This window comes from Sulfuriflexus sp. (assembly GCF_032250955.1).
GTDB lineage: Bacteria > Pseudomonadota > Gammaproteobacteria > AKS1 > AKS1 > Sulfuriflexus.
In genome coordinates this window covers 13,423-35,616 of the sequence record NZ_JAVVES010000014.1, presented here as the reverse complement: position 1 = coordinate 35,616, position 22,194 = coordinate 13,423, and the positions used below count along the sequence as shown (strand labels likewise).

27 protein-coding genes are annotated in these 22,194 nt (G+C 55.4%); 14 read left to right on the top strand and 13 right to left on the bottom strand.

Going from position 1 to position 22,194, the window contains the following annotated elements:
* The 3 genes from scpB to RQ738_RS04030 are packed head-to-tail and all read left to right on the top strand — an operon-like array spanning position 1 to position 2,185.
* Positions 1-705, top strand: coding sequence for an SMC-Scp complex subunit ScpB (scpB, locus tag RQ738_RS04040; protein ID WP_314162200.1), 705 nt, complete (start codon positions 1-3; stop codon positions 703-705).
* Between the two features lie 11 nt (positions 706-716).
* Entirely contained in the window at positions 717-1,529 is an 813-nt protein-coding gene (gene rluB / locus RQ738_RS04035; RefSeq protein WP_314162198.1) for a 23S rRNA pseudouridine(2605) synthase RluB, read from the top strand.
* A gap of 8 nt (positions 1,530-1,537) precedes the next feature.
* Positions 1,538-2,185, top strand: coding sequence for an endonuclease (locus RQ738_RS04030; RefSeq protein ID WP_314162196.1), 648 nt, complete (start codon positions 1,538-1,540; stop codon positions 2,183-2,185).
* A gap of 7 nt (positions 2,186-2,192) precedes the next feature.
* On the opposite strand, the gene RQ738_RS04025 is transcribed toward RQ738_RS04030, so the two are convergent.
* The 6 genes from RQ738_RS04025 to hpnC form a co-directional block, all read right to left on the bottom strand.
* A complete protein-coding gene (locus RQ738_RS04025; protein WP_314162194.1) occupies positions 2,193-2,657 on the bottom strand; it encodes a hypothetical protein in 465 nt (154 codons plus the stop codon).
* A gap of 120 nt (positions 2,658-2,777) precedes the next feature.
* On the bottom strand, positions 2,778-3,695 hold the full coding sequence (locus RQ738_RS04020) for a GGDEF domain-containing protein (RefSeq protein WP_314162192.1): 918 nt from the start codon (positions 3,693-3,695) through the stop codon (positions 2,778-2,780).
* 187 nt (positions 3,696-3,882) lie between these two features.
* The gene (locus RQ738_RS04015) at positions 3,883-4,662 is read right to left on the bottom strand and encodes a YciK family oxidoreductase (protein WP_314162190.1); all 780 of its coding nucleotides are present in this window, start codon (positions 4,660-4,662) and stop codon (positions 3,883-3,885) included.
* Complete coding sequence (gene hpnE / locus RQ738_RS04010) at positions 4,659-5,987, bottom strand: hydroxysqualene dehydroxylase HpnE (protein ID WP_314162189.1); 1,329 nt, start codon at positions 5,985-5,987, stop codon at positions 4,659-4,661. Before hpnE ends, RQ738_RS04015 begins: the two co-directional genes overlap by 4 nt.
* Before the next feature lies 1 nt (position 5,988).
* Positions 5,989-6,858: a presqualene diphosphate synthase HpnD gene (hpnD, locus tag RQ738_RS04005; protein WP_314162187.1), complete on the bottom strand. Its 870-nt coding sequence runs from the start codon at positions 6,856-6,858 to the stop codon at positions 5,989-5,991.
* Positions 6,859-6,884: 26 nt separating this feature from the next.
* Entirely contained in the window at positions 6,885-7,784 is a 900-nt protein-coding gene (gene hpnC / locus RQ738_RS04000) for a squalene synthase HpnC (protein WP_314162186.1), read from the bottom strand.
* Between the two features lie 21 nt (positions 7,785-7,805).
* On the opposite strand from hpnC, the gene RQ738_RS03995 reads away from it, so the two are divergent.
* Positions 7,806-8,006, top strand: coding sequence for a hypothetical protein (locus RQ738_RS03995; RefSeq protein WP_314162185.1), 201 nt, complete (start codon positions 7,806-7,808; stop codon positions 8,004-8,006).
* A gap of 12 nt (positions 8,007-8,018) precedes the next feature.
* Here RQ738_RS03995 and RQ738_RS03990 read toward each other — a convergent pair whose 3' ends face one another.
* The 5 genes from RQ738_RS03990 to RQ738_RS03970 all read right to left on the bottom strand — a co-directional run bounded on the left by RQ738_RS03990 (position 8,019) and on the right by RQ738_RS03970 (position 12,152).
* Complete coding sequence (locus RQ738_RS03990) at positions 8,019-9,284, bottom strand: DNA recombination protein RmuC (protein ID WP_314162183.1); 1,266 nt, start codon at positions 9,282-9,284, stop codon at positions 8,019-8,021.
* A gap of 2 nt (positions 9,285-9,286) precedes the next feature.
* The gene (locus tag RQ738_RS03985) at positions 9,287-10,384 is read right to left on the bottom strand and encodes a HAMP domain-containing sensor histidine kinase (protein WP_314162181.1); all 1,098 of its coding nucleotides are present in this window, start codon (positions 10,382-10,384) and stop codon (positions 9,287-9,289) included.
* A gap of 72 nt (positions 10,385-10,456) precedes the next feature.
* Positions 10,457-11,152 (bottom strand): phosphoglycolate phosphatase, encoded by a 696-nt coding sequence (gene gph, locus RQ738_RS03980; protein ID WP_314162179.1) that lies wholly within the window; start codon positions 11,150-11,152, stop codon positions 10,457-10,459.
* Between the two features lie 12 nt (positions 11,153-11,164).
* Complete coding sequence (ubiG, locus tag RQ738_RS03975) at positions 11,165-11,869, bottom strand: bifunctional 2-polyprenyl-6-hydroxyphenol methylase/3-demethylubiquinol 3-O-methyltransferase UbiG (RefSeq protein ID WP_314162177.1); 705 nt, start codon at positions 11,867-11,869, stop codon at positions 11,165-11,167.
* A 4-nt stretch (positions 11,870-11,873) separates the two neighbouring features.
* A complete protein-coding gene (locus tag RQ738_RS03970; RefSeq protein ID WP_314162175.1) occupies positions 11,874-12,152 on the bottom strand; it encodes a cupin domain-containing protein in 279 nt (92 codons plus the stop codon).
* 116 nt (positions 12,153-12,268) lie between these two features.
* Between RQ738_RS03970 and RQ738_RS03965 the strand changes: the two genes are divergently transcribed.
* Positions 12,269-12,775 (top strand): DsrE family protein, encoded by a 507-nt coding sequence (locus RQ738_RS03965; protein ID WP_314162173.1) that lies wholly within the window; start codon positions 12,269-12,271, stop codon positions 12,773-12,775.
* On the opposite strand, the gene RQ738_RS03960 is transcribed toward RQ738_RS03965, so the two are convergent.
* Positions 12,772-14,094, bottom strand: a complete 1,323-nt coding sequence (locus tag RQ738_RS03960; RefSeq protein ID WP_314162171.1) for a TRZ/ATZ family hydrolase — start codon at positions 14,092-14,094, stop codon at positions 12,772-12,774. The genes RQ738_RS03965 and RQ738_RS03960 overlap by 4 nt on opposite strands.
* Before the next feature lie 235 nt (positions 14,095-14,329).
* On the opposite strand from RQ738_RS03960, the gene RQ738_RS03955 reads away from it, so the two are divergent.
* From RQ738_RS03955 to RQ738_RS03915, 9 genes are all read left to right on the top strand, one after another.
* A complete protein-coding gene (locus RQ738_RS03955) occupies positions 14,330-14,797 on the top strand; it encodes a CYTH domain-containing protein (RefSeq protein ID WP_314162168.1) in 468 nt (155 codons plus the stop codon).
* Positions 14,742-16,274, top strand: a complete 1,533-nt coding sequence (locus RQ738_RS03950) for an ABC transporter substrate-binding protein (RefSeq protein WP_314162167.1) — start codon at positions 14,742-14,744, stop codon at positions 16,272-16,274. Before RQ738_RS03955 ends, RQ738_RS03950 begins: the two co-directional genes overlap by 56 nt.
* Entirely contained in the window at positions 16,271-16,768 is a 498-nt protein-coding gene (locus RQ738_RS03945) for a L,D-transpeptidase (protein WP_314162166.1), read from the top strand. The genes RQ738_RS03950 and RQ738_RS03945 overlap by 4 nt, the downstream gene beginning before the upstream one ends.
* A complete protein-coding gene (nikB, locus tag RQ738_RS03940; RefSeq protein ID WP_314162165.1) occupies positions 16,768-17,691 on the top strand; it encodes a nickel ABC transporter permease in 924 nt (307 codons plus the stop codon). The genes RQ738_RS03945 and nikB overlap by 1 nt, the downstream gene beginning before the upstream one ends.
* On the top strand, positions 17,688-18,485 hold the full coding sequence (locus tag RQ738_RS03935; protein ID WP_314162163.1) for an ABC transporter permease: 798 nt from the start codon (positions 17,688-17,690) through the stop codon (positions 18,483-18,485). Before nikB ends, RQ738_RS03935 begins: the two co-directional genes overlap by 4 nt.
* Before the next feature lie 54 nt (positions 18,486-18,539).
* A complete protein-coding gene (locus tag RQ738_RS03930) occupies positions 18,540-18,974 on the top strand; it encodes an ATP-dependent zinc protease (RefSeq protein WP_314162161.1) in 435 nt (144 codons plus the stop codon).
* A gap of 68 nt (positions 18,975-19,042) precedes the next feature.
* The gene (rimK, locus tag RQ738_RS03925) at positions 19,043-19,948 is read left to right on the top strand and encodes a 30S ribosomal protein S6--L-glutamate ligase (protein ID WP_314162160.1); all 906 of its coding nucleotides are present in this window, start codon (positions 19,043-19,045) and stop codon (positions 19,946-19,948) included.
* Positions 19,949-20,998: a succinylglutamate desuccinylase/aspartoacylase family protein gene (locus RQ738_RS03920; RefSeq protein ID WP_314162158.1), complete on the top strand. Its 1,050-nt coding sequence runs from the start codon at positions 19,949-19,951 to the stop codon at positions 20,996-20,998.
* Positions 20,999-21,101: 103 nt separating this feature from the next.
* Entirely contained in the window at positions 21,102-21,953 is an 852-nt protein-coding gene (locus RQ738_RS03915) for a LysR family transcriptional regulator (protein ID WP_314162157.1), read from the top strand.
* On the opposite strand, the gene RQ738_RS03910 is transcribed toward RQ738_RS03915, so the two are convergent.
* A complete protein-coding gene (locus RQ738_RS03910) occupies positions 21,950-22,126 on the bottom strand; it encodes a PA3496 family putative envelope integrity protein (RefSeq protein ID WP_314162156.1) in 177 nt (58 codons plus the stop codon). The two genes, RQ738_RS03915 and RQ738_RS03910, sit on opposite strands and share 4 nt — an antisense overlap.
* Positions 22,127-22,194 lie beyond the last annotated feature (68 nt).

Sequence of the window (22,194 nt, the reverse complement as noted above, 5' to 3'; positions counted from 1 at the left end):
ATGAACCCGGATATTATAAAAAAAGTTGTTGAGGCCGCGTTGCTTGCAGCGGGTCAGCCATTGAAGATTGAACGCATCATGGGGCTTTTTGCTGAAGGCGAATTCCAGCCCGAGAAAAAAGACATCCGTGAGGCGCTCGATGCAATCAGTGAAGATTGTAAGGATCGCGGTATCGAACTACGCGAGGTTGCCAGTGGTTTCCGTTTGCAGGTCAGGGAGGATATGGCGCCATGGATATCCCGCCTGTGGGAGGAAAGACCGCAGCGGTATACGCGCGCCTTGCTGGAAACCCTGGCACTGGTTGCCTACCGGCAACCGGTTACCCGTGGTGAAATAGAAGATGTGCGTGGTGTGGCCGTCAGCAGCAATATTATCAAGACCCTGACCGAGCGTGAGTGGATCAAGGTGATCGGGCACCGTGACGTGCCTGGCAAGCCAGCCATGTACGGGACGACCAGAGAGTTTCTGGATTACTTTAATCTGAAGTCCCTTGATGAACTGCCGAGCCTGACCGAGTTGCGTGACTTTGAGAGCATCAATGCAGAACTGGATCTGCAGTTGCCCGGTATGGAGATGGCAGGTGAAGCGGATGCGCCACTTGCCGCAGCCGAGGCCGATACAGAAGCAGATGCCGATGCCGATCCACAGGCTGATACAGGGGCTGAGGAAGCTCATGAACAGGAAGACGAGCAGCCTCTCCAGTAAGGGCCGGACCTATGAGTGAAAAACTTCACAAACTGTTGGCCAATGCCGGTTATGGTTCGCGTCGCGAGATGGAACGCTGGATCGGGGCAGGGCGCCTGACCATTAATGGTAAACCCGCCATGCTTGCTGATCGTGTTACAGAAAGTGACAACATCAAGCTGGATGGACGTTACATCAGTCTCAAGTTTGCCGGGAATAAACCTCGGGTATTGATTTACCATAAGCCGGAAGGCGAGATTTGTAGCCGCCATGATCCCGAAGGGCGCGCCAGTATTTTCGACAACCTGCCGAAACTGAAATCGGCTCGCTGGATTGCCGTTGGGCGGCTGGATATCAATACCAGCGGTCTGCTGCTATTCACTACCGATGGTGTACTCGCCAACAAGCTGATGCACCCCTCTGCCGAGATTGAGCGCGAGTATGCCGTACGTGTGCTCGGTGAAGTCACCGACGACATGCTCCGGACTATGCAGGCAGGTGTTGAGCTGGAGGATGGCGTCGCGCATTTTGACAAGATTGTCGATGCGGGTGGCACCGGTGCCAATCACTGGTATCACGTGATCTTGCGGGAAGGTCGCAAGCGTGAGGTCAGGCGTCTTTGGGAATCACAAGGTGTGCGTGTTAGCCGCTTGCAGCGGATTCGATTTGGTGAGCTGTTGCTGCCGCGCAGCCTGCGGCCAGGCAAGTGGCGTGACCTTGAAGAGGCCGAGTTGCAGACCCTCTATACAAGTGTGGGACTCGAACTGCCCGCCACCGGTGAAAAGAGGAGTACTGGTGCGCGAAAACATCATGGTCGCCCCTTTCGTCGTTCTAAACGACAGTAGACAGATCTATGCGGATTAAGTCCGTTTATCAGAAGTTGCGCAATGCCTATGGGCCTCAGCAATGGTGGCCAGCCGAATCACGCTTTGAAGTGATGGTCGGAGCTATCCTGACCCAGAATACCTCATGGGTTAATGTCGAAAAAGCAATCACAAACCTTAAATCAGCCTCGGCGCTGTCAGTGGAAGTGATACTGGCCAGTTCGCATGAGCAGCTTGCCAACTGGCTTAAACCTTCCGGCTACTTCAATATCAAGGCCAGACGCCTGCGCAATTTTTGCCAATGGTATGTTGAGGAAGGTGGTTATGATTTATTGAAACGACTTAAAACAGATACCTTGCGGCAACGGTTATTAACAGTGAACGGTGTTGGTCCGGAAACAGCTGACGACATTATTCTGTATGCCTTTTCACGCAAGGTGTTTGTGATCGATGCATATACACGGCGAATTTTCTCGAGACTCGGTGTCAGTGGTGCCGATAGTGATTATGAAAGCCTGCGTTGCATTTTTGAGAAGAGCCTCAGTAAAGAGTCGGTAAAAATGTTTAATGAATATCATGCATTGCTGGTTTTGCACGCCAAGGATGTGTGCCGGGTAAAGCCGCGTTGCGACACCTGCTGTCTGGCGAAGGCCTGTAAAAAATCGGGGCTTGGCTAAGGTGTAACTAGCTGGCTTTACGGGGAGTATCTGTCTCGGCATCGCTACGTGTAGTGTGGCGGATATGTGCCACCGAGGGGCGCAATTCGGCAGGGATCTGTATGTCCTTGCCCGTCATGATGATCATCTTCGGATGATCCTTATAGGCAGCGATAATCTTCTTCAACAGGTCAATGATGGGGCGTTCCTGCAAGACTTCACCGAAATCACTTAACAGGTAAACGCCAAAGTGCGGTGTGCCCTGAATGAGCTCGAGCAAGTGGCGGGGGCTTTGTGTTCGCGGAATCATGATATGGCTGGCATCCATACGATACAGGCCGCTATCTGCTGTCCAGTGATAAATGGCCTTGCTTGTGGCGAGTGACAGGCTCTTGAACATTTCGGTGACGTGCGTGCTGTGCAGGGTCTCGAAATAGACGAGCGGGTAACGCTGTTCGGTGAGTTTGTCGATGCGTTGCAAGGCTGGTTCCATGATACTTTCCTGTTCGGAATGCGGGTTTTCGTAACCAGAGTATAGTTGCCGTGGTCAAAAAAAGTGCGAACCTTGTCAAAGAACAGCAAAAAAACTGTATAACTACCGGTTTTTCCAGGGTTATCCGGCGAATAATACCTGGTTTCGACCACTGCGTTTTGCTTTATAGAGCGCCTTGTCAGCACGATCAAACAGGCTATCGCCTGATTCACTCCTGGTCAGGGTAGAAATCCCGATACTGACAGTAAAGCGCATGCTTACATCATTATTGATGTAGACCATTTCTTCGATGGCCTCCCGGATACGTTCGGCCAGTAACCGGGCGCCATCTATGCCGGTATTGTTGAGAACGATGGTAAATTCCTCACCGCCATAGCGGAACAGGATATCAGAACTGCGAATCTTGCTGTTAATGCGCTTGACCATGGCTTTCAGGGCATTGTCGCCCATGGCATGACCGTAGGTATCATTGATTTTTTTGAAATGGTCGATATCAAGCACGAGCAATGACAATGGGGTGTCATGACGCCTGGCAATATCGATTTCCTTTGCCAGCATCGTGTCATATGCCGCCCGATTCAGCGTGCCGGTCAGCGTATCGCGCATGGCCTGTTGCAATGCAGACTTGTATAACAGGGCATTACGTAAAGGATAGACCAGCAGGCAGAGCAGGTCTTCGATGCGATGCAGTTCCGCAGACGTAAAGCGGCGGCCACGTGAAAACTGGAGCCGACCGAGTGACTCGTCAGCGAGGGTGAGCTGGTAATTACAGGTATGCCGGGCGGCTTTCGCCTGTTTGCATTCAATCTCGGATTCCGGGTGCTCATAACAAAAATGCGCACAGGACAGCTCGGCCTGTATGGCCTCGAAAAAGTAGTTCAGGAGCTGCTTAATATCGAGAGAAGTCTGTAACTTGCGGCTCAACTCCCATTCAATGCTGCTCTCATGCCTCGGTCTCTGGGCTACCTGTGAAGGCAGGGCCGTCTCGATTGCCTGGTTAGCGGGCTGCAGACTTTCGCTGTGTAAAATTCTCGCCATCTTGTGTTACCGATTGATATAAAACCTGAACAAGTCACTGCGAATATCATGCCATTTTTTATGAAATAAAAAAAGCATTTAAAACAATAAATTACAAAGGTATAAACGCTACAGGTGAGAGTTTGACGGAAATATGACGCGGCAAGGTCTTGCCGCCCGGCCGTTTTTTGACATAAACCAATTATAATTAAGTGGAATTGTTCGTTTTTTGTGCATTTACGAGCTGCCCATGAAGCCCGTGACTGTCCTCGCCCATCAGGTAGAGGTAGGCCGGCACGGCAGCACTGGCTTCGGGAAGGCTATTAGGGTTTTCACCGGGATAGGCCTTGCTTCGCAGGTGGGTACGCAGGGCACCGGGATTGACGGCATTGACGCGGATCGAGGTGTTGCCTTCAAGTTCATCGGCGAGAATACGCATAAATGCATCCAGGGCCTGCTTTGATGCGCCGTAGGCGCCCCAGTAGGCAGCGGTTTTTTCGTGTTGATCCGTGCTACTGAAGAGGATCGCGGCATCCGGGGCCTGGTGCAGGAGCGGCAGGCAGGCCCGGGTCAGTAAAAACGGGGCCGTCAGGTTAACCTGCAGGGTGCGCTGCCAGACATCCAGCGTATAGTGGTCGATGGGTGTCAGGCTGCCCAGTTCGGCGGCATTATTGACCAGCCCGTCGAGACGACCAAATTCATTGACTACGCCGCCCACCAGCCCGGCGTATTCCTCATCCCCGGCCTCGTGTAATTGCATCGGGAAGATCGCGGGCTGCGGGTTGCCGGCGGCGACGATCTCATCATAGACGGCCTCGAGTTTGTGGGTCGTGCGGCCAACCAGGATCACGCTGGCGCCGTGCGCCGCATAGGCCTTCGCGACCTCACGTCCGATCCCGTCTCCGGCACCGGTGACCAGTATTACCCGCTCCTTGAGCAGATCGGGGCGTGCGGTGTAGTTTTCGGGGAGAGTGGCTGGCTGGGTCATGCTGGTTTCCGCTTTGAATGTTGAATAATGGTGTCGGCACATTGTACCCCACTGCGCACGGCCGCTTCGAGTGTTGCCGGGTAGGGTGAGCGTATATAGTCACCAGCCAGCCACAGGCCCTCAACCGGTGTTGTCATAGCCGGTCGCAGGGTATCAACATCAACACTGGCACAGAAGGTGGCGCGCTTTTCACGTATCACAAGATGCTTCTCTGGCTCGGGCCAGTTGAAGGATTCGGCCAATTCATCGCTGACCAGTTGGGCGAGGGTTTCGGTATCGAGTCGCATATGCGGGCCATCGGCACTGATCACAACAGCCATTATCCCCGCCTGGCCGCTAAAGCGGCGGTCGAAGAGCCATTGCCCGGTCATGCCGTGCAGGCCGAGCATGGGTTCGGGCAGCAAGACCGATGGCGGGTATTGCAAGTAGACGGTGCAAATCGGTTGATATGTTAGTTGTTGCAGATTCTCACTGATGGATGCGAGCGCTTTGTGTCCGGCCAGCAGACGTTGACTGTTAGTCGGAGAGGCGGCAAGGATCACCCGGGAGGCGGCAACGTGTCTATTATTAACCTGAACAGCACGTATTACGTTGTTATTGATATTCAGGCTGTCGACGCGTTGCGCCAGTCGGACCTGTCCACCCCGGGATTCAATAAAGTCGATGGCCGGTTTGACAAAAAGCCGGCCCATGTCACGGATGGTATAAAGCGTATCGGCATCACTCGCGCGTCGCGTGAAACTATCGCGCATAACATTCAAAAAGATGCGTGCCGAAGCCATCTCAATGGGTGTATTCATGGCGGCGAGACACATGGGCTCCCACAGCGTGCTAATGACGCGTGCCGGTTGCTTCGCTAACAAGACGGCGACACTCATGTCCTTATCAATGGCAAAGCCCTGGCGGTGCAGTGCATACATGAAGCGCAAGGTCTGGAGTCGTTCTGTCAGCGTGTAACCCTGCGTACGCAGGATGGCAAACAGAAAATTAAGGGGGGCCGGTAGCCTGGGCGTCTGCAGGTTTACATCCAGTCCGTGTCGATTATGCATTTTCCAGTGCAGAGGACGGCGCAGTAATACCTCGTCGATCCTGGTGTTACAGGTGCGCATGGTGTTGAGGGTTTCGCTATAGGCCCCCAGTAACAGGTGCTGGCCATTGTCGACAGTGTGGTCCGAGAACGGCACGCAACGGGCGCGCCCCCCGAGTTGTTTGGCGGATTCAAAGAGGTTGACCTGCTGGCCGTTGTCGGCAAGTCGCACGGCGGCCGACAGGCCGGCCCAGCCACCGCCGATGATAATGACAGGTTCAGATGCCGGGCTTGTCATATCAGGGGTTATGCCGAACAAATTGCTGCCGGCGACGTTTCTCGTTGCGATCGGTCTTCCAGGCGACCCAGAATTTTCGTAGCGGACTCAGTGAGGCGCGTTGTTGCAAGACCGTCAGCGGCCGGGCCTTGATTTGCTCCAGTAAACGGCGGTAGATAGCGGCCATGATAATGCCACTGCGTTGGGTATAACGGTCTTCTTCTGGCAAACAGGCAAAGGCCTGTTCGTAATAACCTTCTGCACGCTGTAACTGAAATTGCAGCATCTTCCACATATTGACGGATTGCCTGGCATTCAGAATGTCTTCGCGGCTGAGATCAAATTGTTGCAGATTTTCCGCCGGCAGGTAGACACGTGCACGTTGGGCATCTTCGCGGACGTCACGAATGATGTTGGTTAGCTGGAAGGCTGTACCCAGGTGGCGTGCATAGTCGAGGGTCTGTGCATTCTGGTAGCCGAAGATCTCGGCGGCCAGCAGGCCAACGACGCCGGCCGCGCGATAGCAGTACAGGGACAGATCTTCGAACGTCGCATAGTGATGTTGCGTTATATCCATGAGCATACCGTCAATAATGGCATGAAAGTATGCCTCGTTCAGCTGGAAATGCCCGAGGCTGGTATGCAGGGCGATACCTACGGGGTGTTGGGGCTGATCATGGAAGACACGCGCAATTTCGCTACGCCACCAGTCCAGTTTCTGCCTGGCAATGACCGGGTCAGAACACTCATCGACACAATCATCGACCTCGCGACAGAAGGCATAGAGTGCGGTTATGGCCTGACGTTTCTCTGCTGGCAGGAACAGGAAACTGTAATAAAAGCTTGAGCCGCTGGCGGCGGCTCGTTCCTGGCAGTATTCATCGGGCTTCATGGACAAGGACTCTAGCGGATTGGCAATCAGGCATCAATAAGCGGTTGCCTGGCAAACAGTGCCTGGAGCCCGAGCAGGAACCAGTCGCGCTTGCCGAGGCGGGGCCGGGCATAGATGTCTTTTTGCTGCATAAGCTTAGCGGCGACCCGATGGGCGGCCAGCACGGTTACCCTGAGTTCCAGACCGAGTCTACCGCCGAGGATATTGACCAGCGGATAACCGGAGAGCAGCATCTTATCAGCCCGTCGGTACTGCTGGCGCATGAATGCCAGCAGGGCCGGGCTGTTCTCGCGTTCGTGCAGTTGTTGTTCACTGATGCCTGCTGCCTGCATCTCATCCTGCGCCAGGTAGATACGGTCATTTTCCAGCAGGTCCTGCTCAATATCCTGCTGGAAATTGATGAGCTGCAGGGCAGTACAGATTGCATCGCTATATTGCTGGTTAACGGGACTGTCCTTGCCGGCCAGCTGGATCAACAGGCGTCCGACAGGGTTGGCAGAGTAATGGCAGTAGCTGAGTAGTTCATTAAAGCAGCTGTAGCGGCGTGTGGTAATGTCCATGCTGAAGGCCGTAAGCAGGTCATGAAAGAGTTGCTTGTCGAGCTGGTGACGGACAATCGTGTCGGCAGCGGCGATAAACACCGGCGCCACGTCTGTGTTACCCGCGAGTGCCCGTTCCAGTTGGCGACCATGTTCCTTGAGGCCATCAAGCCGCTGTTGCGGATCAAGCATGCCTTCATCGGCAATATCATCGGCGATGCGGGCAAAGGCATAAATGGCGCTGATCGGTTCGCGGAGCTGTGCGGGTAACAGGCGCGAGGCGACCGGAAAGTTTTCGTAGTGGGAACGTGCGAGATCACGACAATAAGCGTAGGCCTGCTGACTTGACGTGGTTTCGGGACTTGGTATGCTGCTGGCTTCTGACATTATCGGGATCTTACTTCTTATATGAAAACTCTCAATGGAATTGTTATCGGGCTGCTTGCCGGCATGGCTTTAGGACTCTGGTTTGGTGTCAATATTGGCCGCGAGGTCGATATTTTCAGTAACCCGTTTGTCGAGCCGGGGCTGGGCGATAAAATCGGCGACAAGGCCAGTGAACTTTATGATGACACTCGCAAGGCCATTGATAAGGAATTGAATCACTGACAAGCGGCTTGCCTATTCGGTTGGTTCGGTGACATGGCGGGTTATCTTGTCAATCTGCTGAGGTTCCTTGATGACCTTTTTCTCGCTAATCCCCATCTCCTTGAAGCGACGCGCACTGGGCAGGATACGACTGTCAAATGAGCCCACCACTTTATTGAAATTTTCAACACTGCTGCCGAGTGAGTTGCCGAGCTTGAACAGGTGGGTGCTAAAGCCGGCCAGACGTTCATACAGGGACTCGCCAAGGTCGCGAATGCGATCCGCATTTTCAGCCAGTGCCTCCTGGCGCCAGCCAAAGGCAATGGCGCGGAGCAGCGCAACCAGGCTGCTCGGCGTGGCCAGGATGATCTGCTTGCTCATGGCGTCCTCAAGGATGGCCGGGTCCCGTTCCAGGGCGGCACTGAGGAATTGATCGCCGGGGATAAATAACACAACAAAATCGGGCGCACGTTCGAACTGGTTCCAGTAGGCCTTCGCCGATAGCTCACGGATGCGTTCGCGCACCTTGCGGGTGTGGTGCTTGAGTTGTTCTTCGCGGACGATGTCATCATTGCTTTCTACCGCATTGAGGTAGGCATCCAGCGGGGTTTTGACATCAACGACGATCTCACGTCGATCCGGCATGCGAATAATCATATCCGGGCGCAGCCTGCCTTCTTCGGTATCGACATGCTCCTGCTCGTAGAAGTCACAGTGCTCAACCATGCCGGCCAGTTCAGCAAGGCGCTTCAGGGTCATTTCACCCCATTGCCCACGAACCTCCGGGCGGCGCAGGGCGGTAACAAGGTTGCGCGTCTCCTTTTGTAACTGGGTTTGCGAGATGGCCATCGTTTCCAGGTGTTGCTTGAGCGAACCATAGGCCTGTTTACGTTCATTCTCCATGTCACGGATTTGTTTTTCGGTCTTGTTCAGCGCCTCACGTATCGGGCTGACCAGGTCGGAGATGGACTTTTCTTTCTTCTCAAGTTCATTGTGCGCATTGATCTGGAACTGTTTCAGGTTTTCCCGGGCGAGTTTCAGGAACTCGTCGTTGTTTTGTGACAAGGCCTTGCCGGCAAGTGATGAAAATGCCTCGCTGAGTTGTTCGCGCGCCTCGGTGATGTGCGCGAGTTTTTCAGTATGGCTGATGCGCTCCATCTCCAGCGTGGTTTTAAGCTCGGTGTTTTTTTCACGCAGTTCGGAAATGTTCTTGTGGGCGCGAATATGCCCGAAAAGGTAACCAGCGACAGCAGTGGCAGCACCGATGCTCAGGGTAATAATAAGTTGGGAGATATCCATGTTTAATCCGCTACAGGTTGCTCTTTGTCGTTTGTGTCGTCCGCCGCGGCCAGCAGTTTAAGCCAGAAGGTACTGCCGCCGTCGGAACTATTATATGCACCGATCTCGCCATGCATCCGCTTTATGAGTTGCTGGCAAATAACCAGCCCGAGATCGGGGCCTTCACTGCCTGGAGGGCGGTTAAAGCTTGTAAATAAATCCCGACTATCCTTCTCGGGAAGACCAGCCCCCGTGTAGTTTATTGATAACACCACAGTGGCATCCTGATCCCGGTGGCCATTGATAGCAATATCGGTCTGTTCAAGACTGTACTTAATGGCGTTCGAGAGGAGGTTAACCAGTACCTGGCGCAGTCGCCCCGCATCAGCCAGAACCATTGTAGCATTGTTGTCGAGCTGGTTATGAACAGTGATATGCCGGTCTCTTGCGGCCTGCCCGGTAAGTGAGATCGCCTGGCGGATAACGGTCTGGATATCAATACCGGCCATGGCCAGCGGTGCTTTGCCGGCCTCAATCTCTGCCAGATCGATAACCTCATTGAGCAGGTCGAGCAAGTGCCAGCCGGCATTGAGAATGGGTTTGAGACTGTCTTTTTGCTGTGCCGTCAGATTTTTTTCCGTGTCCATTTCCAGTAACTGGGAGAAACCCAGAATGGAATTGAGCGGACTACGGAGTTCATGACTCATGTTGGCGATAAGATCGGCTATGGCGGACGCTGTCTCAAGTCTGGGATCGCGTTCGCCGGAGTCCTGGAACGAAGCATTAATCATATTGAATTCTGTTAGCAATGTATGGAGCAGTTGACCAATCCTTTTGACGTCTTCAGCAGCGGGCCTCGTCCTGGTGAAGGCGATGGTGTCGAGCAGCTTGTCCAGACCCTGTGCATAATCCGATAGTGACAAGAGCCCGAAGGTGCCCGCAGTGCCGGCCAGGCGGTGTACCAGAACCCGGAAGCGGTTAGCGTCGTTCCCGATCCAGCCGTGTTGCCTGATGGCTTGCCAGAGGTTACCCAGTTCATCCGCCTGCTGTGGAAGCTGACGGACGTAAGTGTCCTTGAGGGCGGCGATGCGTGCAGGGATCGTTTCTGCCTTGCCTGTCATGCGTGCCTCTGGCTAGTCATGCCGGACTGACTGGTGGTAGAGGTGTTATTTTGCGGGCAAATATGCCGGATTTCAATTCAGGCCCCCGACTTGCTTTCCTGCGTCTGCCGCCAGCCACTTGAGGATGTCCGCGGGCTGCTCGAGCATGCCGTCCGCTAGCCATTCCTCTGGCCTGTCATCCACGCCGAGGTATCCAAACAGGGCGACGAGGGTTTTCATTTGCGCATTTCTACCCGCCTCGATATCTCGCCGGGTGTCACCAATATACAGACATTCATCGGCACGGCTGCCGGTCAGGGCACAGGCATGCAGCAAGGGTGCGGGGTGAGGCTTACGCTCCTTGAGAGTGTCACCGCTGACGATACAGGCACAGCGTGGTTGCAGGCCGAGTTGCTCGAGGAGTGGTTCGGTAAGCCAGCCGGGCTTGTTGGTGACCACGCCCCATTTTAATTGACGCTCTTCAAGGGTGTTCAAGACCTCGGCCATGCCCGGGAACAAGCGGGTCAGGTTGGCGATGTTATCCCGGTAGATATCGAGCAATCGCTGGCGCAGGGGAGCGAAGGCGGCGTGTTCCGCTTCGAGCTGAAAGCCGTAATGGATCAGTGCCGCGCCACCATGGGAAACCCATGGCCGAATGGTCTCAAAGGGCAGGGTGTCACGCTGGTTTTCGACCAGCAGCTGGTTTAGTGCCGCGGCCAGGTCGGGCGCGGTATCCAGCAGGGTACCATCCAGATCAAAGAGGACGGTTCGGAGTGTGCTTACTGCCATGACCTTGTGTACTCAGGCTGGGGTGCAGTGCGTCAGGTAATTAACGCTGATGTCCTTGCCCAGGCTGTATTGCCGGTTCAAAGGGTTGTAGCTCATCCCGGTGAGGGCCTGTAATTCCAGGCCTGCGGAGCGTATCCAGGCCTCGAGTTCTGAAGGACGGATAAATTTGGCGTAATCATGCGTGCCCTTGGGCAACATCTGCAAAATGTATTCAGCGCCGACAATCGCCAGCAGGTAGGCCTTCATGTTGCGGTTGATGGTGGAAAAAAATACGTGGCCATCGGGCTTGACCAGCGTCGCGCAGGCCTGGATGACCGAAGCCGGCTCAGGAACATGTTCCAGCATTTCCATGCAGGTGACGACATCAAAACTGCCGGGTTTCTCCGCGGCCAGCGCCTCGGCTGTGAGCTGGCGGTAGTCCAGTGAGGCGCCCGATTCGAGCATGTGCAGCCTGGCGACCGAGAGTGGCGCCTCACCCATATCAATACCCGTGACCGTGGCACCGCGCAAGGCCATGCTTTCGGAGAGAATGCCGCCGCCACAACCGACGTCGAGCACCGTCTTGCCCGCCAGGCCGCCACAATGAGTGTCGATATAGTCGAGGCGTAAGGGGTTGATCTCGTGCAGCGGTTTGAATTCGCTGTTCGGGTCCCACCAGCGGTGCGCGAGTTCCTCAAATTTGGCGATTTCGGCCGTGTCTACATTGGCTTGATTCATGTTATTAACCAAAATCGTAGTGTTTTTCCACTTCTTCGCGGACGTCCCAGGTGCAGGACAAGCCGGCGGGGAAGGTCACCAGGTCACCCTCCTGAAGATGGACCGGCTCACCACCATCCGGGGTAACGATGACATCGCCGGCCAGCAGGTAACATTTTTCCTGCTGATCATAATTCCAGGCAAAGGTGGAGATTTCCTTGGTCCAGATAGGCCAGTCGTAGACGCCGATGACCTCGAGCTTTGCCGGGGAGGGGTTGTGTTCTATCGTGATCTCTGCTGTCACTGTGTTACTCCGTATTGCTGTATTCGGATAAATACTCGATAGTCGCCATTATATACGATCTGGCCCGCCGATGGCGGCGGCTTGTCATCATGGCAAAGATCAGGGATAGTCTGCCTATGCGAAAAAGCGCTTACCTGCTTATTTTCCTCGCCGTCAGCGGTTGGATGACCCACGACAGCCTTTGGCCTGAGGCAGTCGTGGCCGACGACAATGCTGGCCCGACGAGCGAGGTTCCCGATAAGGCCCCCTGGTCACCATCAGGTGAGCAGCGTTTTGCCTACGATATTGTCCTGCACAAACCGGAAGAAATTCACGCCTTGTTGCGCCGTGCCGAAAAGCTGGCCAAGGCCCCGCGACCGGCCAGTGAACAAGCGAATATTGCCATGGTTCTGCACGGCCCGGAGATCGATATCTTTGCCATCAATAATTACCCTAAATACCGGGAAATTGTTGACCTGGCAGCCAAGCTTGATGCCTACAATGTTATCGAAATCAAGATGTGCCAGAGCGTCATGCGCAAACGAGGCCTGAAAAACCATGATGTGCCCGGGTTTATTGAGCTCGTGCCCTATGCACCGGCAGAGCTGGAAAAACTGCGTCAGCGCGACTACGTGGTGCTCTAGTCCGCCTCCTGCAGAATCCGTTCAGTCCAGGCCCGGGCTGTGTCCAGCAAGGCCTTTTCATCCATCGTGGTGAGGACGCCATCACGAAGCAGTTGCCTGCCGGCAATCCAGACATCACTGACATGCTGGCGGCCGGTGGCATAAACAATTTGCGAGACAGGTTCAAACGTTGGTTGCGTTTCGATATGCGCCAGATCAATGGCAATGACATCGGCGGCCTTGCCCGTTTCGAGTGAGCCGGTGATGTCGTCAATGCCGAGAGCCCGGGCACCGTTAATGGTTGCCATGCGCAGCGCGGTGAAGGCATCAACACTGCAAGGGTTAGCGGACACCCCCTTGGCAAGCAATGCGGCGAGGCGTATTTCCCCGAACATATCCAGGCCGTTATTGCTCGCGGCGCCGTCTGTTCCCAGGCAAACATTGACCCCGGCATCGAGCAGATCCTGAACAGGACAAAACCCGCTGGCCAGTTTCAGGTTGGACGCCGGGCAATGCAGGATATGCGTCCCCGTTGCGGCGACAAGCTGAATGTCCGCGGCCGAGAGCTGGGTCATGTGCACGGCCAGCAGGCGTGGCGATAGCAGACCGAGCTCGTGCAGGCGGTCAAGCGGACGCTGGCCGTTATTTTTGAGGGCGGTATTCACTTCATTACTGGTTTCATGTACGTGCATGTGTACCGGAATGTCGAGTTCTTCAGCGAGCATATTGAGTTTTTGTAAGGGCGCATCCGATACGGTGTAGGGGGCATGCGGGGCGAAGGCCGTGGTAATCAGGGCATTGTCACGGACCTGGTCATGAACCTGCAGGCCCTTGCTGATGTATTCCCCGGCATCGTTGGCCCAAACCGTTGGAAAGTCGATCACAATCAAGCCGATGCTCGCGCGGATGCCGGCCTCGCTGGCAACACGGGCAACCTCATCCGGGAAAAAATACATATCATTAAAACAGGTGGTGCCGCCGCGCAGCATTTCGGCAATGGCCAGGCGGGTGCCGTCGCGCACAAACTCACTACTCACCCACCTGGCCTCGGTCGGCCAGATATGCTGTTCCAGCCATTCCATGAGTGGCAGGTCATCGGCAATGCCGCGCATCAGGTTCATCGCCGCATGGGTATGCGTGTTTATCATTCCCGGCATCAGCACATGCTGCTCAAAGTATTGTTGCTGCCTGGCCACGTAGCGCGTGGCTGCCTCGGCGGTGGGGAGGATATCGATGATCTCCCCGGCTTGAATGGCCAGGCAATGGTTGTCGAGGACACGGTCGTCGGCGTCAACGGTAACAAGCCAGCGGGCGTGCAGTAAAAGGTCGATATTATTCATGTGGTTTTTATAGGTCGTTTTTTCGTCAGTCTGCGCAGTATAACGGGATTTTGTGTGGCGGCTACATCAGGCACTGCCGGCGTGTCTGACAAACAGGTGGTTTCTGTGCCAGAATCCCCGAAAAGCCGTTTGCATTGAAAGTCATAGTGATAATAAATAGCCTGATTCCGGCTAATATTCATTAAGTGACAGGTAAGATGCCCGCGGCATGTCAGTAAACAGGCAGGGAAACCCCATGGCTATAGAGATTGAACGCAAATTTTTGCTCCGCAATGATGACTGGCGAGCCGAAGCGGATAACGGCACGCGTATGCGCCAGGGTTACTTCGCCGGGCCACGGCGCGCCTCCATCCGGGTGCGTGTTGAGGGCGAGTCGGCCAACCTTAATATAAAGAGTGCCGAACTCGGTATCCGCCGGCTGGAATTTGAATACCCGGTGCCGCTGGCCGAGGCCGAGGAGATGCTCGACAGCCTGTGCGAAAAACCACTCGTGGAGAAAACCCGTTTCCGCGTCAGGCATGCCGGCACTGACTGGGAAGTGGATGTCTTTGCCGGCGAGAATGCCGGGCTGGTGGTGGCTGAAATCGAATTACCCAGTGAAGATGCCGTTTTTGAGAAACCGGCATGGCTGGGCGACGATGTCTCGCATGATCCGCGTTATTACAATGTCAGCCTTGTTACGCATCCCTATTGTGACTGGTAATCTCTGGCAACGACTCCTGGTCGTGTGTTGCTGTGCCAGTATGCTGGCCTGTGACCGCGGGTCGCTTTCAGGCGAAGAGCAGCAGGCCTTTCGCTTTGCCGTGACCGCTGCGCCATTAAGCCTTGATCCGCGCCTGGCAACGGACGCGACCTCGGAACGGATTAATCATTTACTCTACCGTGGCCTGGTCGAATTTGACGAGGCCCGTCGGCCTGTCCCCGGCCTGGCCACATGGCGGCAGTTAACACCTCAGCATTATCGCTTCAGCATGGCCGATGGCAAACGACGCCTGACAGACGGGCGCCGGCTCCAGGCCCGACATGTGAAAGCGACGTATGATTTCATCCTCGATCCTGCCAACGCCTCGCCGCACCGGGGTAACCTGGCCCACATTACGCGTATTGAGGTGCTCGATAAGGACCGCCTGGATTTCCACCTGGCCCGGCCGGACAGCCTGTTTCCGGCGCGCCTTGCCATTGGCATTGTGGCCGAGGATAAACGGGGCGGACTGCTTGGCAGCGGGGCGTTTCGCCTTCATCAGGCCGGGCCACTGCATGACGTCTGGTTGCAACGCCGGCGTGACGGCCAATTGTTTCGTTTTCTGCATATTGCGGACCCGACCGTGAGGGTATTGAAGCTGTTACGTGGCGAGATCGACATGTTGCAAAATGACCTCTCGCCCGAATTGGTCAAGTACCTCGCCGGGCAGGAAAACCTGCGTCTGCTGACAAGGCACGGCACCAATTTTACCTACCTGGGTTTTAATCTTGACGATGCCGTGACCGGGCGGGTTGAACTGCGGCGGGCCATTGCACTGGCTATTGATCGCGGGGCGCTTATTCGGCATCTGTTCGCTGCGCGAGCGCGCCAGGCGGCCTCGATTCTGACACCGGAGCACTGGGCCGGCCTGGCCGCGGGCCGGGAGCAGGGGTTTGATCCGGCCGCGGCACGGCGTTTACTTGCAGGGCTGGGTTACACGCCTGACAAACCCGTCAAGGTTATTTACAAGACCTCGACAGACCCGCTGCGTCTGCGTATCGCGACGGTTATTCGTCAGCAGCTGGCCGAGGTCGGCATCGACGTCGAGATTCGCAGTTACGACTGGGGGACATTCTTCGCCGACATCAAGACCGGTAATTTCCAGATGTACAGCCTGAGCTGGGTCGGCGTGCGGGCACCGGATATTTTTGAATATATTTTCCATAGCCGCTCCATTCCGCCGGCCGGCGCCAACCGTGGTCGTTACCGGAGCCAGCGCGCGGATGGCCTGATCGAGGCAGCGATTGGCGAGACAGATGTAGCGACCATGACCAGCCTATGGCAGGCGCTGCAAGTGCAGTTGCTTGATGACTTGCCCTATGTGCCGTTATGGTATGAGGATCAGGTATTCGCCTCGCGTGAAGATGTGGCAGGATACCGACTGGGCGCAGATGGCAATTATGATGGCTTAAACATGGTCGAGCGAGTAACACAGTGAACGATTCCCAGGACAAGCTTATCAAGATCAGTATCGCCAGGCAGCGCCTGCAACTCTGGCAGGGCGAAGATTGTGTCTTCACCAGCCAGGTTGCCACAGCCACGAATGGCCCGGGTGAACAGTTTGGCAGTGAATGCACACCGCGTGGGGGCCACATTATCCGGGCCAAAATTGGCGCGGGTTGTGTGGCCAATACGGTGTTCATCGCGCGTCGGCCAAGCGGTGAAATCTATTCACCTGCCTTGCGGGCCGAACACCCGCAGCGGGACTGGATCCTGAGCCGCATCCTCTGGCTGAGCGGTACCGAGCCTGGTCGCAACCGTCTCGGCAAGGTCGACACCATGCGCCGCTATATCTATATTCATGGTTGCCCGGATGAAGAGTCGGTGGGGAGCCCCGGTTCACACGGTTGCATCAGGATGCGTAATGCCGACGTGATCGCGCTGTTCGACCTGGTTGACCCTGGCACCCCCGTTTTCATCAGCGAAGACTAATGGCGCGTATCATTCTCAACCGCCTGCTGGGAACCCTGTTTGTCCTGTTCGGCGTGAGCCTGTTGGTGTTTCTGCTCATCCACCTGGTGCCGGGCGACCCGGTCGAGGTCATCCTTGGGGAGCAGGCGCAGGCAGCCGATCGGGAAAGCCTGCGTCTCGCCCTGGGCCTGGACAAACCGATGGCCGTACAATGGTGGGAGTATATGCGGGGCCTGTTGCATGCCGATCTCGGGCATTCCTTATATATGCATCGGCCGGTTAGTGAGCTGCTTATCGAACGCTTGCCTGCCAGCGCCGAGCTGGCGCTGCTGTCACTCTTGATTGCCGTTATGCTGGCTTTGCCGCTGGGGCTCATTGCCGCCACGCAGCGTGGCAGCGGCTGGGATTGGCTGAGCAGCGGCTTTTCGCTGCTGGGGATCGCTATTCCAAACTTCGTTTTCGGGCCACTGCTTATCTTGCTTTTTTCTATCTGGCTCGGCTGGTTGCCGGTCAGTGGACGTGAACAGGGATTGTCGATTGTCCTGCCGGCGCTGACACTGGGCACGGCGATGGCGGCGATCCTGTCACGGATGTTACGCAGCAGCCTGCTGGAGGTGCTGGGGGAGGACTTTGTCCGCAGTGCGCGTGCCCGCGGTTTGCATCCGCTCCGTGTGTTGTTCCGCCATGCCCTGAACAACGCCATGCTGCCGCTGATCACGCTGCTTGGCCTGCAACTCGGCGGCCTGCTGGCGGGGGCGGTGATAACGGAAACGGTTTTTGACTGGCCGGGCATAGGGCGGCTCACCATAGAGGCCATTCAGCGCCGTGACTATCCCTTACTGCAGGGTTGTGTCTTATTCATCAGCCTGGTTTACGTGCTGATTAATCTGCTTACGGATATGACATACCGCTTCATCGATCCGCGTATCCGGGTGAGCACTTGAAACAGTACCTGGCATATCTGCCGGGCAGCCTGTTGCTTATATGGGTCGTGCTGGCGGTGGCCTCATTATGGCTGCCGCTTAGCCCTGAGCATATCGCGCTCGAGCACATTCTGCAGTCGCCGACGCTGGCCAATGGTCTCGGTTACGATGACCTTGGCCGCCCGGTTCTGGATCGCTTGTTACTCGGGGCAAGAACGTCATTGGCCGTCGCCTTTGCAGTGATGTTAATAAGTCTGGTTGTTGGCACGGTGGTGGGGGTACTCAGCGCATGGTGGGGTGGGTATGCTGACCAGCTGCTGATGCGGATCACGGATATTTTTCTGGCCTTCCCTGGCATCTTGCTGGCGCTTGCCCTGGCCGGCCTGCTCGGCCCGGGCATTCTGAATGTTGTCATCGCGCTAAGCGTGGTTGGCTGGGTGGGCTTTGCCCGGCTGGCACGGGCGCAGGTGCTGGTCGTGCGTGAACGGGAGCATCTCCAGGCGGCGCGTGCGCTGGGCAGCAGCCAGTGGCGTTGTCTATGGCAGCATGTTTTACCGCTGATCGCGGCACCTCTCATCGTCGAAGCCACCTTTGCCGTTTCCGGATTAATTGTTGCGGAAGCGGGTTTGTCATTTCTTGGCCTGGGTGTGCAGCCACCGGCATCTTCCTGGGGGAGCATGCTTTGTGATGGTGCCCGTTATCTTCTGGTTGCCCCGCACCTGGTGGTGATCCCGGGTCTGGCCCTGATGAGTATCGTTCTGGCCGTCAATCTGCTCGGCGATCAATTGCGTGACCGTCTGGATGTAAAGGCCTAGAATCCAAATGAGAGAAAAATAACCGCTTTTTTGATTTCGGCGGGTGAGTGCGACATGACGACAGCAAAAAAAATAATCGGTTGGCGTGAGTGGGTATCGTTGCCCGACCTGGGTGTGGCCAGGGTTAAGGCCAAAGTCGATACCGGGGCCAGGACCTCTACCTTGCATGCCTACTTTGTTGAGACCTACCATGAGGAAGGTGTATTGATGGTCAAATTCGGAATACACCCGAAGCAGAAGAGCATGGCTATCGAACAGGTCTGTACGGCAAGGGTAAAAGATGAGCGCGCGGTAACGGATTCAGGTGGACATAATGAACTCCGTTACGTCATAGAAAGCACGATCTGTCTCGGTGAGCGAAGCTGGCCGGCGGAAATAACCCTGACCAATCGTGATACAATGGGCTTCAGGATGTTGCTTGGTCGTACCGCGATGATAAATTGTTACCTTGTTGACCCGGCGGCCTCGTATCTTGAGGGCAAAAAGTAAATAACACCTGACCCTGTTCCCCGTAAATTCGTGACACATCCATGAAATATCTGGCAAGGCTTTAAAATATGAAAATTGCAATTCTATCCAGAAACAAGAAGCTCTATTCGACCTCTCGACTGGTCGAGGCGGCAGAGAACCTCGGACACGAGGCCAGGGTCATTGATACCCTGCATTGTTATATGGATATTACCTCGAACAAGCCTTCGGTTCAGTACAAAGGGGAAAAGCTGGATCCCGTTGATGCGGTGATACCGAGGATCGGCGCATCGATTACCTTTTACGGTACGGCGGTATTGCGCCAGTTTGAAATGATGGGGGTCTATCCGCTAAACGAGTCGGTGGCGATATCGCGTTCCCGTGACAAATTGCGTTCCCTGCAGCTGTTGTCACGCAAGGGCATCGGCCTGCCGGTGACGGGCTTCTGTCATTCACCGGATAATATCCAGGACCTGATTAAGCAGGTTGGTGGTGCACCACTGGTGATAAAGCTGCTTGAGGGCACGCAGGGTATCGGTGTGGTACTGGCCGAGACCAAGAAGGCCGCGGAGAGTGTCATCGAGGCCTTTATGGGACTGAAGGCCAACATCATGGTGCAGGAATACATCAAGGAGGCAGGTGGTGCCGATATCCGTTGTCTGGTTATAGGTGACAAGGTCGTGGCAGCCATGAAGCGGCAGGCCCAGGAAGGCGAATTTCGTTCCAACCTGCATCGTGGCGGCACTGCCGAAGTGATCAAGTTAACCCCGGAGGAACGTTCGGCAGCAGTTCGTTCGGCCAGGATAATGGGATTGAATGTTGCCGGTGTGGATATATTACGCTCCAATCATGGCCCCGTCGTGATGGAAGTGAATTCCTCACCCGGCTTACGCGGCATCGAAGAGGCCACGGGTAAGGATATTGCGGGGATGATTATCAAGTTCATTGAGAAACAGGGCAAACCATTCAAGACCAAGACGCGCGGCAAGGGATAAATGAGCGACCACAGGATTACCATTAACGATATAACCGTGCTGCCGGGGCAGCGGCAAACCATGAATTTGCCACTGGGAACCCTGTATACGCATACGCCATTGGCGATGCCGATACATGTCATCTGTGGCAAGAAGCCCGGCCCCAGGCTGTTCATCAGTGCGGCTATTCATGGTGACGAGTTGAACGGTGTTGAAATAATTCGCCGGTTGTTGAAATCCTCTTCCCTGAAGCGCATGAGGGGGATCCTGATTGCCATCCCGGTGGTGAATGTGCATGGCTTGTTACACCATTCCCGCTACCTGCCGGATCGCCGTGATCTGAACCGCAGTTTCCCCGGCAGTAACAGTGGTTCGCTGGCCGCACGCATGGCACATATTTTCATGGAACAAATCGTCAGCCAGTGCAATTATGGTATCGACCTGCACACAGCCGCCATTCATCGCAGCAATCTTCCCCAGATTCGGGCCAATCTTGATGATAAGGAAACCGCCCGCCTGGCCAGTGCCTTTGGTGTGCCGGTTATTCTTAACGCCAACCTGCGCGATGGCTCCCTGCGCGAGACCAGCGCCGATTCAGGCACGCCGATTCTGCTATACGAAGGTGGTGAGGCCTTGCGGTTTGACGAGTTTTCGATCCGTGCAGGGGTCAAGGGTATCCGTAATGTGATGCGCGAATTAGCCATGTTGCCACCGAGCAAGTCCAAGAAGACGCCCATCAAGTCTGTCATTGCGCGCTCCAGTAGCTGGGCCAGGGCACAGGTCAGCGGCATGTTCCGGGCAGTGATTCCGCTGGGCGCACATGTCACGGAAGAAACCGTTCTGGGAGTAATTTCAGATCCGTTTGGTGAAAATGAATGGGAAGTGCATGCCAGCTTTGAAGGCATCGTCATTGGCAGGAACAGCCTGCCGCTGGTGAATGAGGGGGATGCCCTGTTCCATATCGCGCGTTTCAGGAAGGCCGAGAGAGTCGCCGAAAACATCGGTGATTTTCAGGATGGTTTTCAGACCGAGCACATCGACAGCACGGATCTGGATAGTCCCATTATCTAGTCCTTGCCGGTTCCTGCAACAGGGATAAATTTTACTTGCCAGGATTTCCGGATAGGCGTAAATAGTCAGCCTTTATGAACAACCGCTACAGGCGCAGGCAAACTTGAACATTGATACTGACTTATTAAAGACCTTCCTGGAAGTGAACCGAACCCGCCATTTCGGCAAGGCATCGGAGAATCTGTTTGTCACCCAGTCAACGGTCAGTTCCCGTATCAAGCTACTCGAAGAAGCTGTAGGGGCGGCCCTGTTTACCCGGGCCCGGAACGATATCCAGCTAACGCTGGCCGGCCAACGCCTGATTGGTCATGCTGAAAGCATGCTCACCATCTGGAACCAGGCGCGCCAGCAGATAGCGATTGAGGACGAAGACAAGATCCCCTTTATTATCGCCGGTATGCCGAGTCTCTGGGACATTGTCCTGCAGCGCTGGCTGCATAAGATTTATGCCGGGTTTCCGGCCCTGGCCCTGACTACCGAGACAATCAGCAACGAAGCCGCGAACCGGCGCCTGATGGAGGGCACCCTCGATATCGCTTTCACCTTCGAGCCGGTACAAATAAGCGGCATAACCAGTATAGAGATCATGTCCATTCCGCTGGTGATGGTATCGAACCGGGCCGGCCTGGAGGCAAACTCGGCAGTCAGGCAAGATTATGTAATGGTCGACTGGGGTACTACTTTTGCTGGCAGCCATGCGCGACACTTTACCGAAATGTCGACGCCGGTATTGCGCACCGGTCTGGGCCGTCTGGCGCTCGAATTTATCCTTGCCTGCGGTGGCACGGCCTACCTGGCCGAACCGATGGTGCAGAAACACATTCAGAAAGGGCACCTGTACCAGGTGCCGGATGCACCGGTGATTGAGAGGCCGGCCTTTGCCTGTTTCCCCGAGGACGCGGGAAAACAGGCACTGGTCATGCAGCTGTTAGCCGCTTTTGCCGCACCCGACTAGAGGTCATAAAAATCCTCGAGCTCTTTGCGTAGACGTTTTTCCTCGAGCATGTCTTCGATTTTTCTGCGTATTTCCAGGCTACTATTACCGGTTAGCTGCGCTGCATTGATATCGTCATCAATGTCACTGTCGGTTACCAGGTCATCCGCCTCGAAGTCATCGACCTTGGCCATGGCTTGCACTCCATTTCAATTGCTGATTTAAACTACCGGCATTGTCGTCTATACGGCCGGAAGCGCAA

Excerpts from the sequence above, each read along its gene's own strand:
- scpB (WP_314162200.1), top strand. The coding sequence starts at position 1 with ATGAACCCGGATATTATAAAAAAAGTTGTTGAGGCCGCGTTGCTTGCA.
- rluB (WP_314162198.1), top strand. The coding sequence starts at position 717 with ATGAGTGAAAAACTTCACAAACTGTTGGCCAATGCCGGTTATGGTTCG.
- RQ738_RS04030 (WP_314162196.1), top strand. The coding sequence starts at position 1,538 with ATGCGGATTAAGTCCGTTTATCAGAAGTTGCGCAATGCCTATGGGCCT.
- RQ738_RS04025 (WP_314162194.1), bottom strand. The coding sequence starts at position 2,657 with ATGGAACCAGCCTTGCAACGCATCGACAAACTCACCGAACAGCGTTAC.
- RQ738_RS04020 (WP_314162192.1), bottom strand. The coding sequence starts at position 3,695 with ATGGCGAGAATTTTACACAGCGAAAGTCTGCAGCCCGCTAACCAGGCA.
- RQ738_RS04015 (WP_314162190.1), bottom strand. The coding sequence starts at position 4,662 with ATGACCCAGCCAGCCACTCTCCCCGAAAACTACACCGCACGCCCCGAT.
- hpnE (WP_314162189.1), bottom strand. The coding sequence starts at position 5,987 with ATGACAAGCCCGGCATCTGAACCTGTCATTATCATCGGCGGTGGCTGG.
- hpnD (WP_314162187.1), bottom strand. The coding sequence starts at position 6,858 with ATGAAGCCCGATGAATACTGCCAGGAACGAGCCGCCGCCAGCGGCTCA.
- hpnC (WP_314162186.1), bottom strand. The coding sequence starts at position 7,784 with ATGTCAGAAGCCAGCAGCATACCAAGTCCCGAAACCACGTCAAGTCAG.
- RQ738_RS03995 (WP_314162185.1), top strand. The coding sequence starts at position 7,806 with ATGAAAACTCTCAATGGAATTGTTATCGGGCTGCTTGCCGGCATGGCT.
- RQ738_RS03990 (WP_314162183.1), bottom strand. The coding sequence starts at position 9,284 with ATGGATATCTCCCAACTTATTATTACCCTGAGCATCGGTGCTGCCACT.
- RQ738_RS03985 (WP_314162181.1), bottom strand. The coding sequence starts at position 10,384 with ATGACAGGCAAGGCAGAAACGATCCCTGCACGCATCGCCGCCCTCAAG.
- gph (WP_314162179.1), bottom strand. The coding sequence starts at position 11,152 with ATGGCAGTAAGCACACTCCGAACCGTCCTCTTTGATCTGGATGGTACC.
- ubiG (WP_314162177.1), bottom strand. The coding sequence starts at position 11,869 with ATGAATCAAGCCAATGTAGACACGGCCGAAATCGCCAAATTTGAGGAA.
- RQ738_RS03965 (WP_314162173.1), top strand. The coding sequence starts at position 12,269 with ATGCGAAAAAGCGCTTACCTGCTTATTTTCCTCGCCGTCAGCGGTTGG.
- RQ738_RS03960 (WP_314162171.1), bottom strand. The coding sequence starts at position 14,094 with ATGAATAATATCGACCTTTTACTGCACGCCCGCTGGCTTGTTACCGTT.
- RQ738_RS03955 (WP_314162168.1), top strand. The coding sequence starts at position 14,330 with ATGGCTATAGAGATTGAACGCAAATTTTTGCTCCGCAATGATGACTGG.
- RQ738_RS03950 (WP_314162167.1), top strand. The coding sequence starts at position 14,742 with ATGATCCGCGTTATTACAATGTCAGCCTTGTTACGCATCCCTATTGTG.
- nikB (WP_314162165.1), top strand. The coding sequence starts at position 16,768 with ATGGCGCGTATCATTCTCAACCGCCTGCTGGGAACCCTGTTTGTCCTG.
- RQ738_RS03930 (WP_314162161.1), top strand. The coding sequence starts at position 18,540 with ATGACGACAGCAAAAAAAATAATCGGTTGGCGTGAGTGGGTATCGTTG.
- rimK (WP_314162160.1), top strand. The coding sequence starts at position 19,043 with ATGAAAATTGCAATTCTATCCAGAAACAAGAAGCTCTATTCGACCTCT.
- RQ738_RS03920 (WP_314162158.1), top strand. The coding sequence starts at position 19,949 with ATGAGCGACCACAGGATTACCATTAACGATATAACCGTGCTGCCGGGG.
- RQ738_RS03910 (WP_314162156.1), bottom strand. The coding sequence starts at position 22,126 with ATGGCCAAGGTCGATGACTTCGAGGCGGATGACCTGGTAACCGACAGT.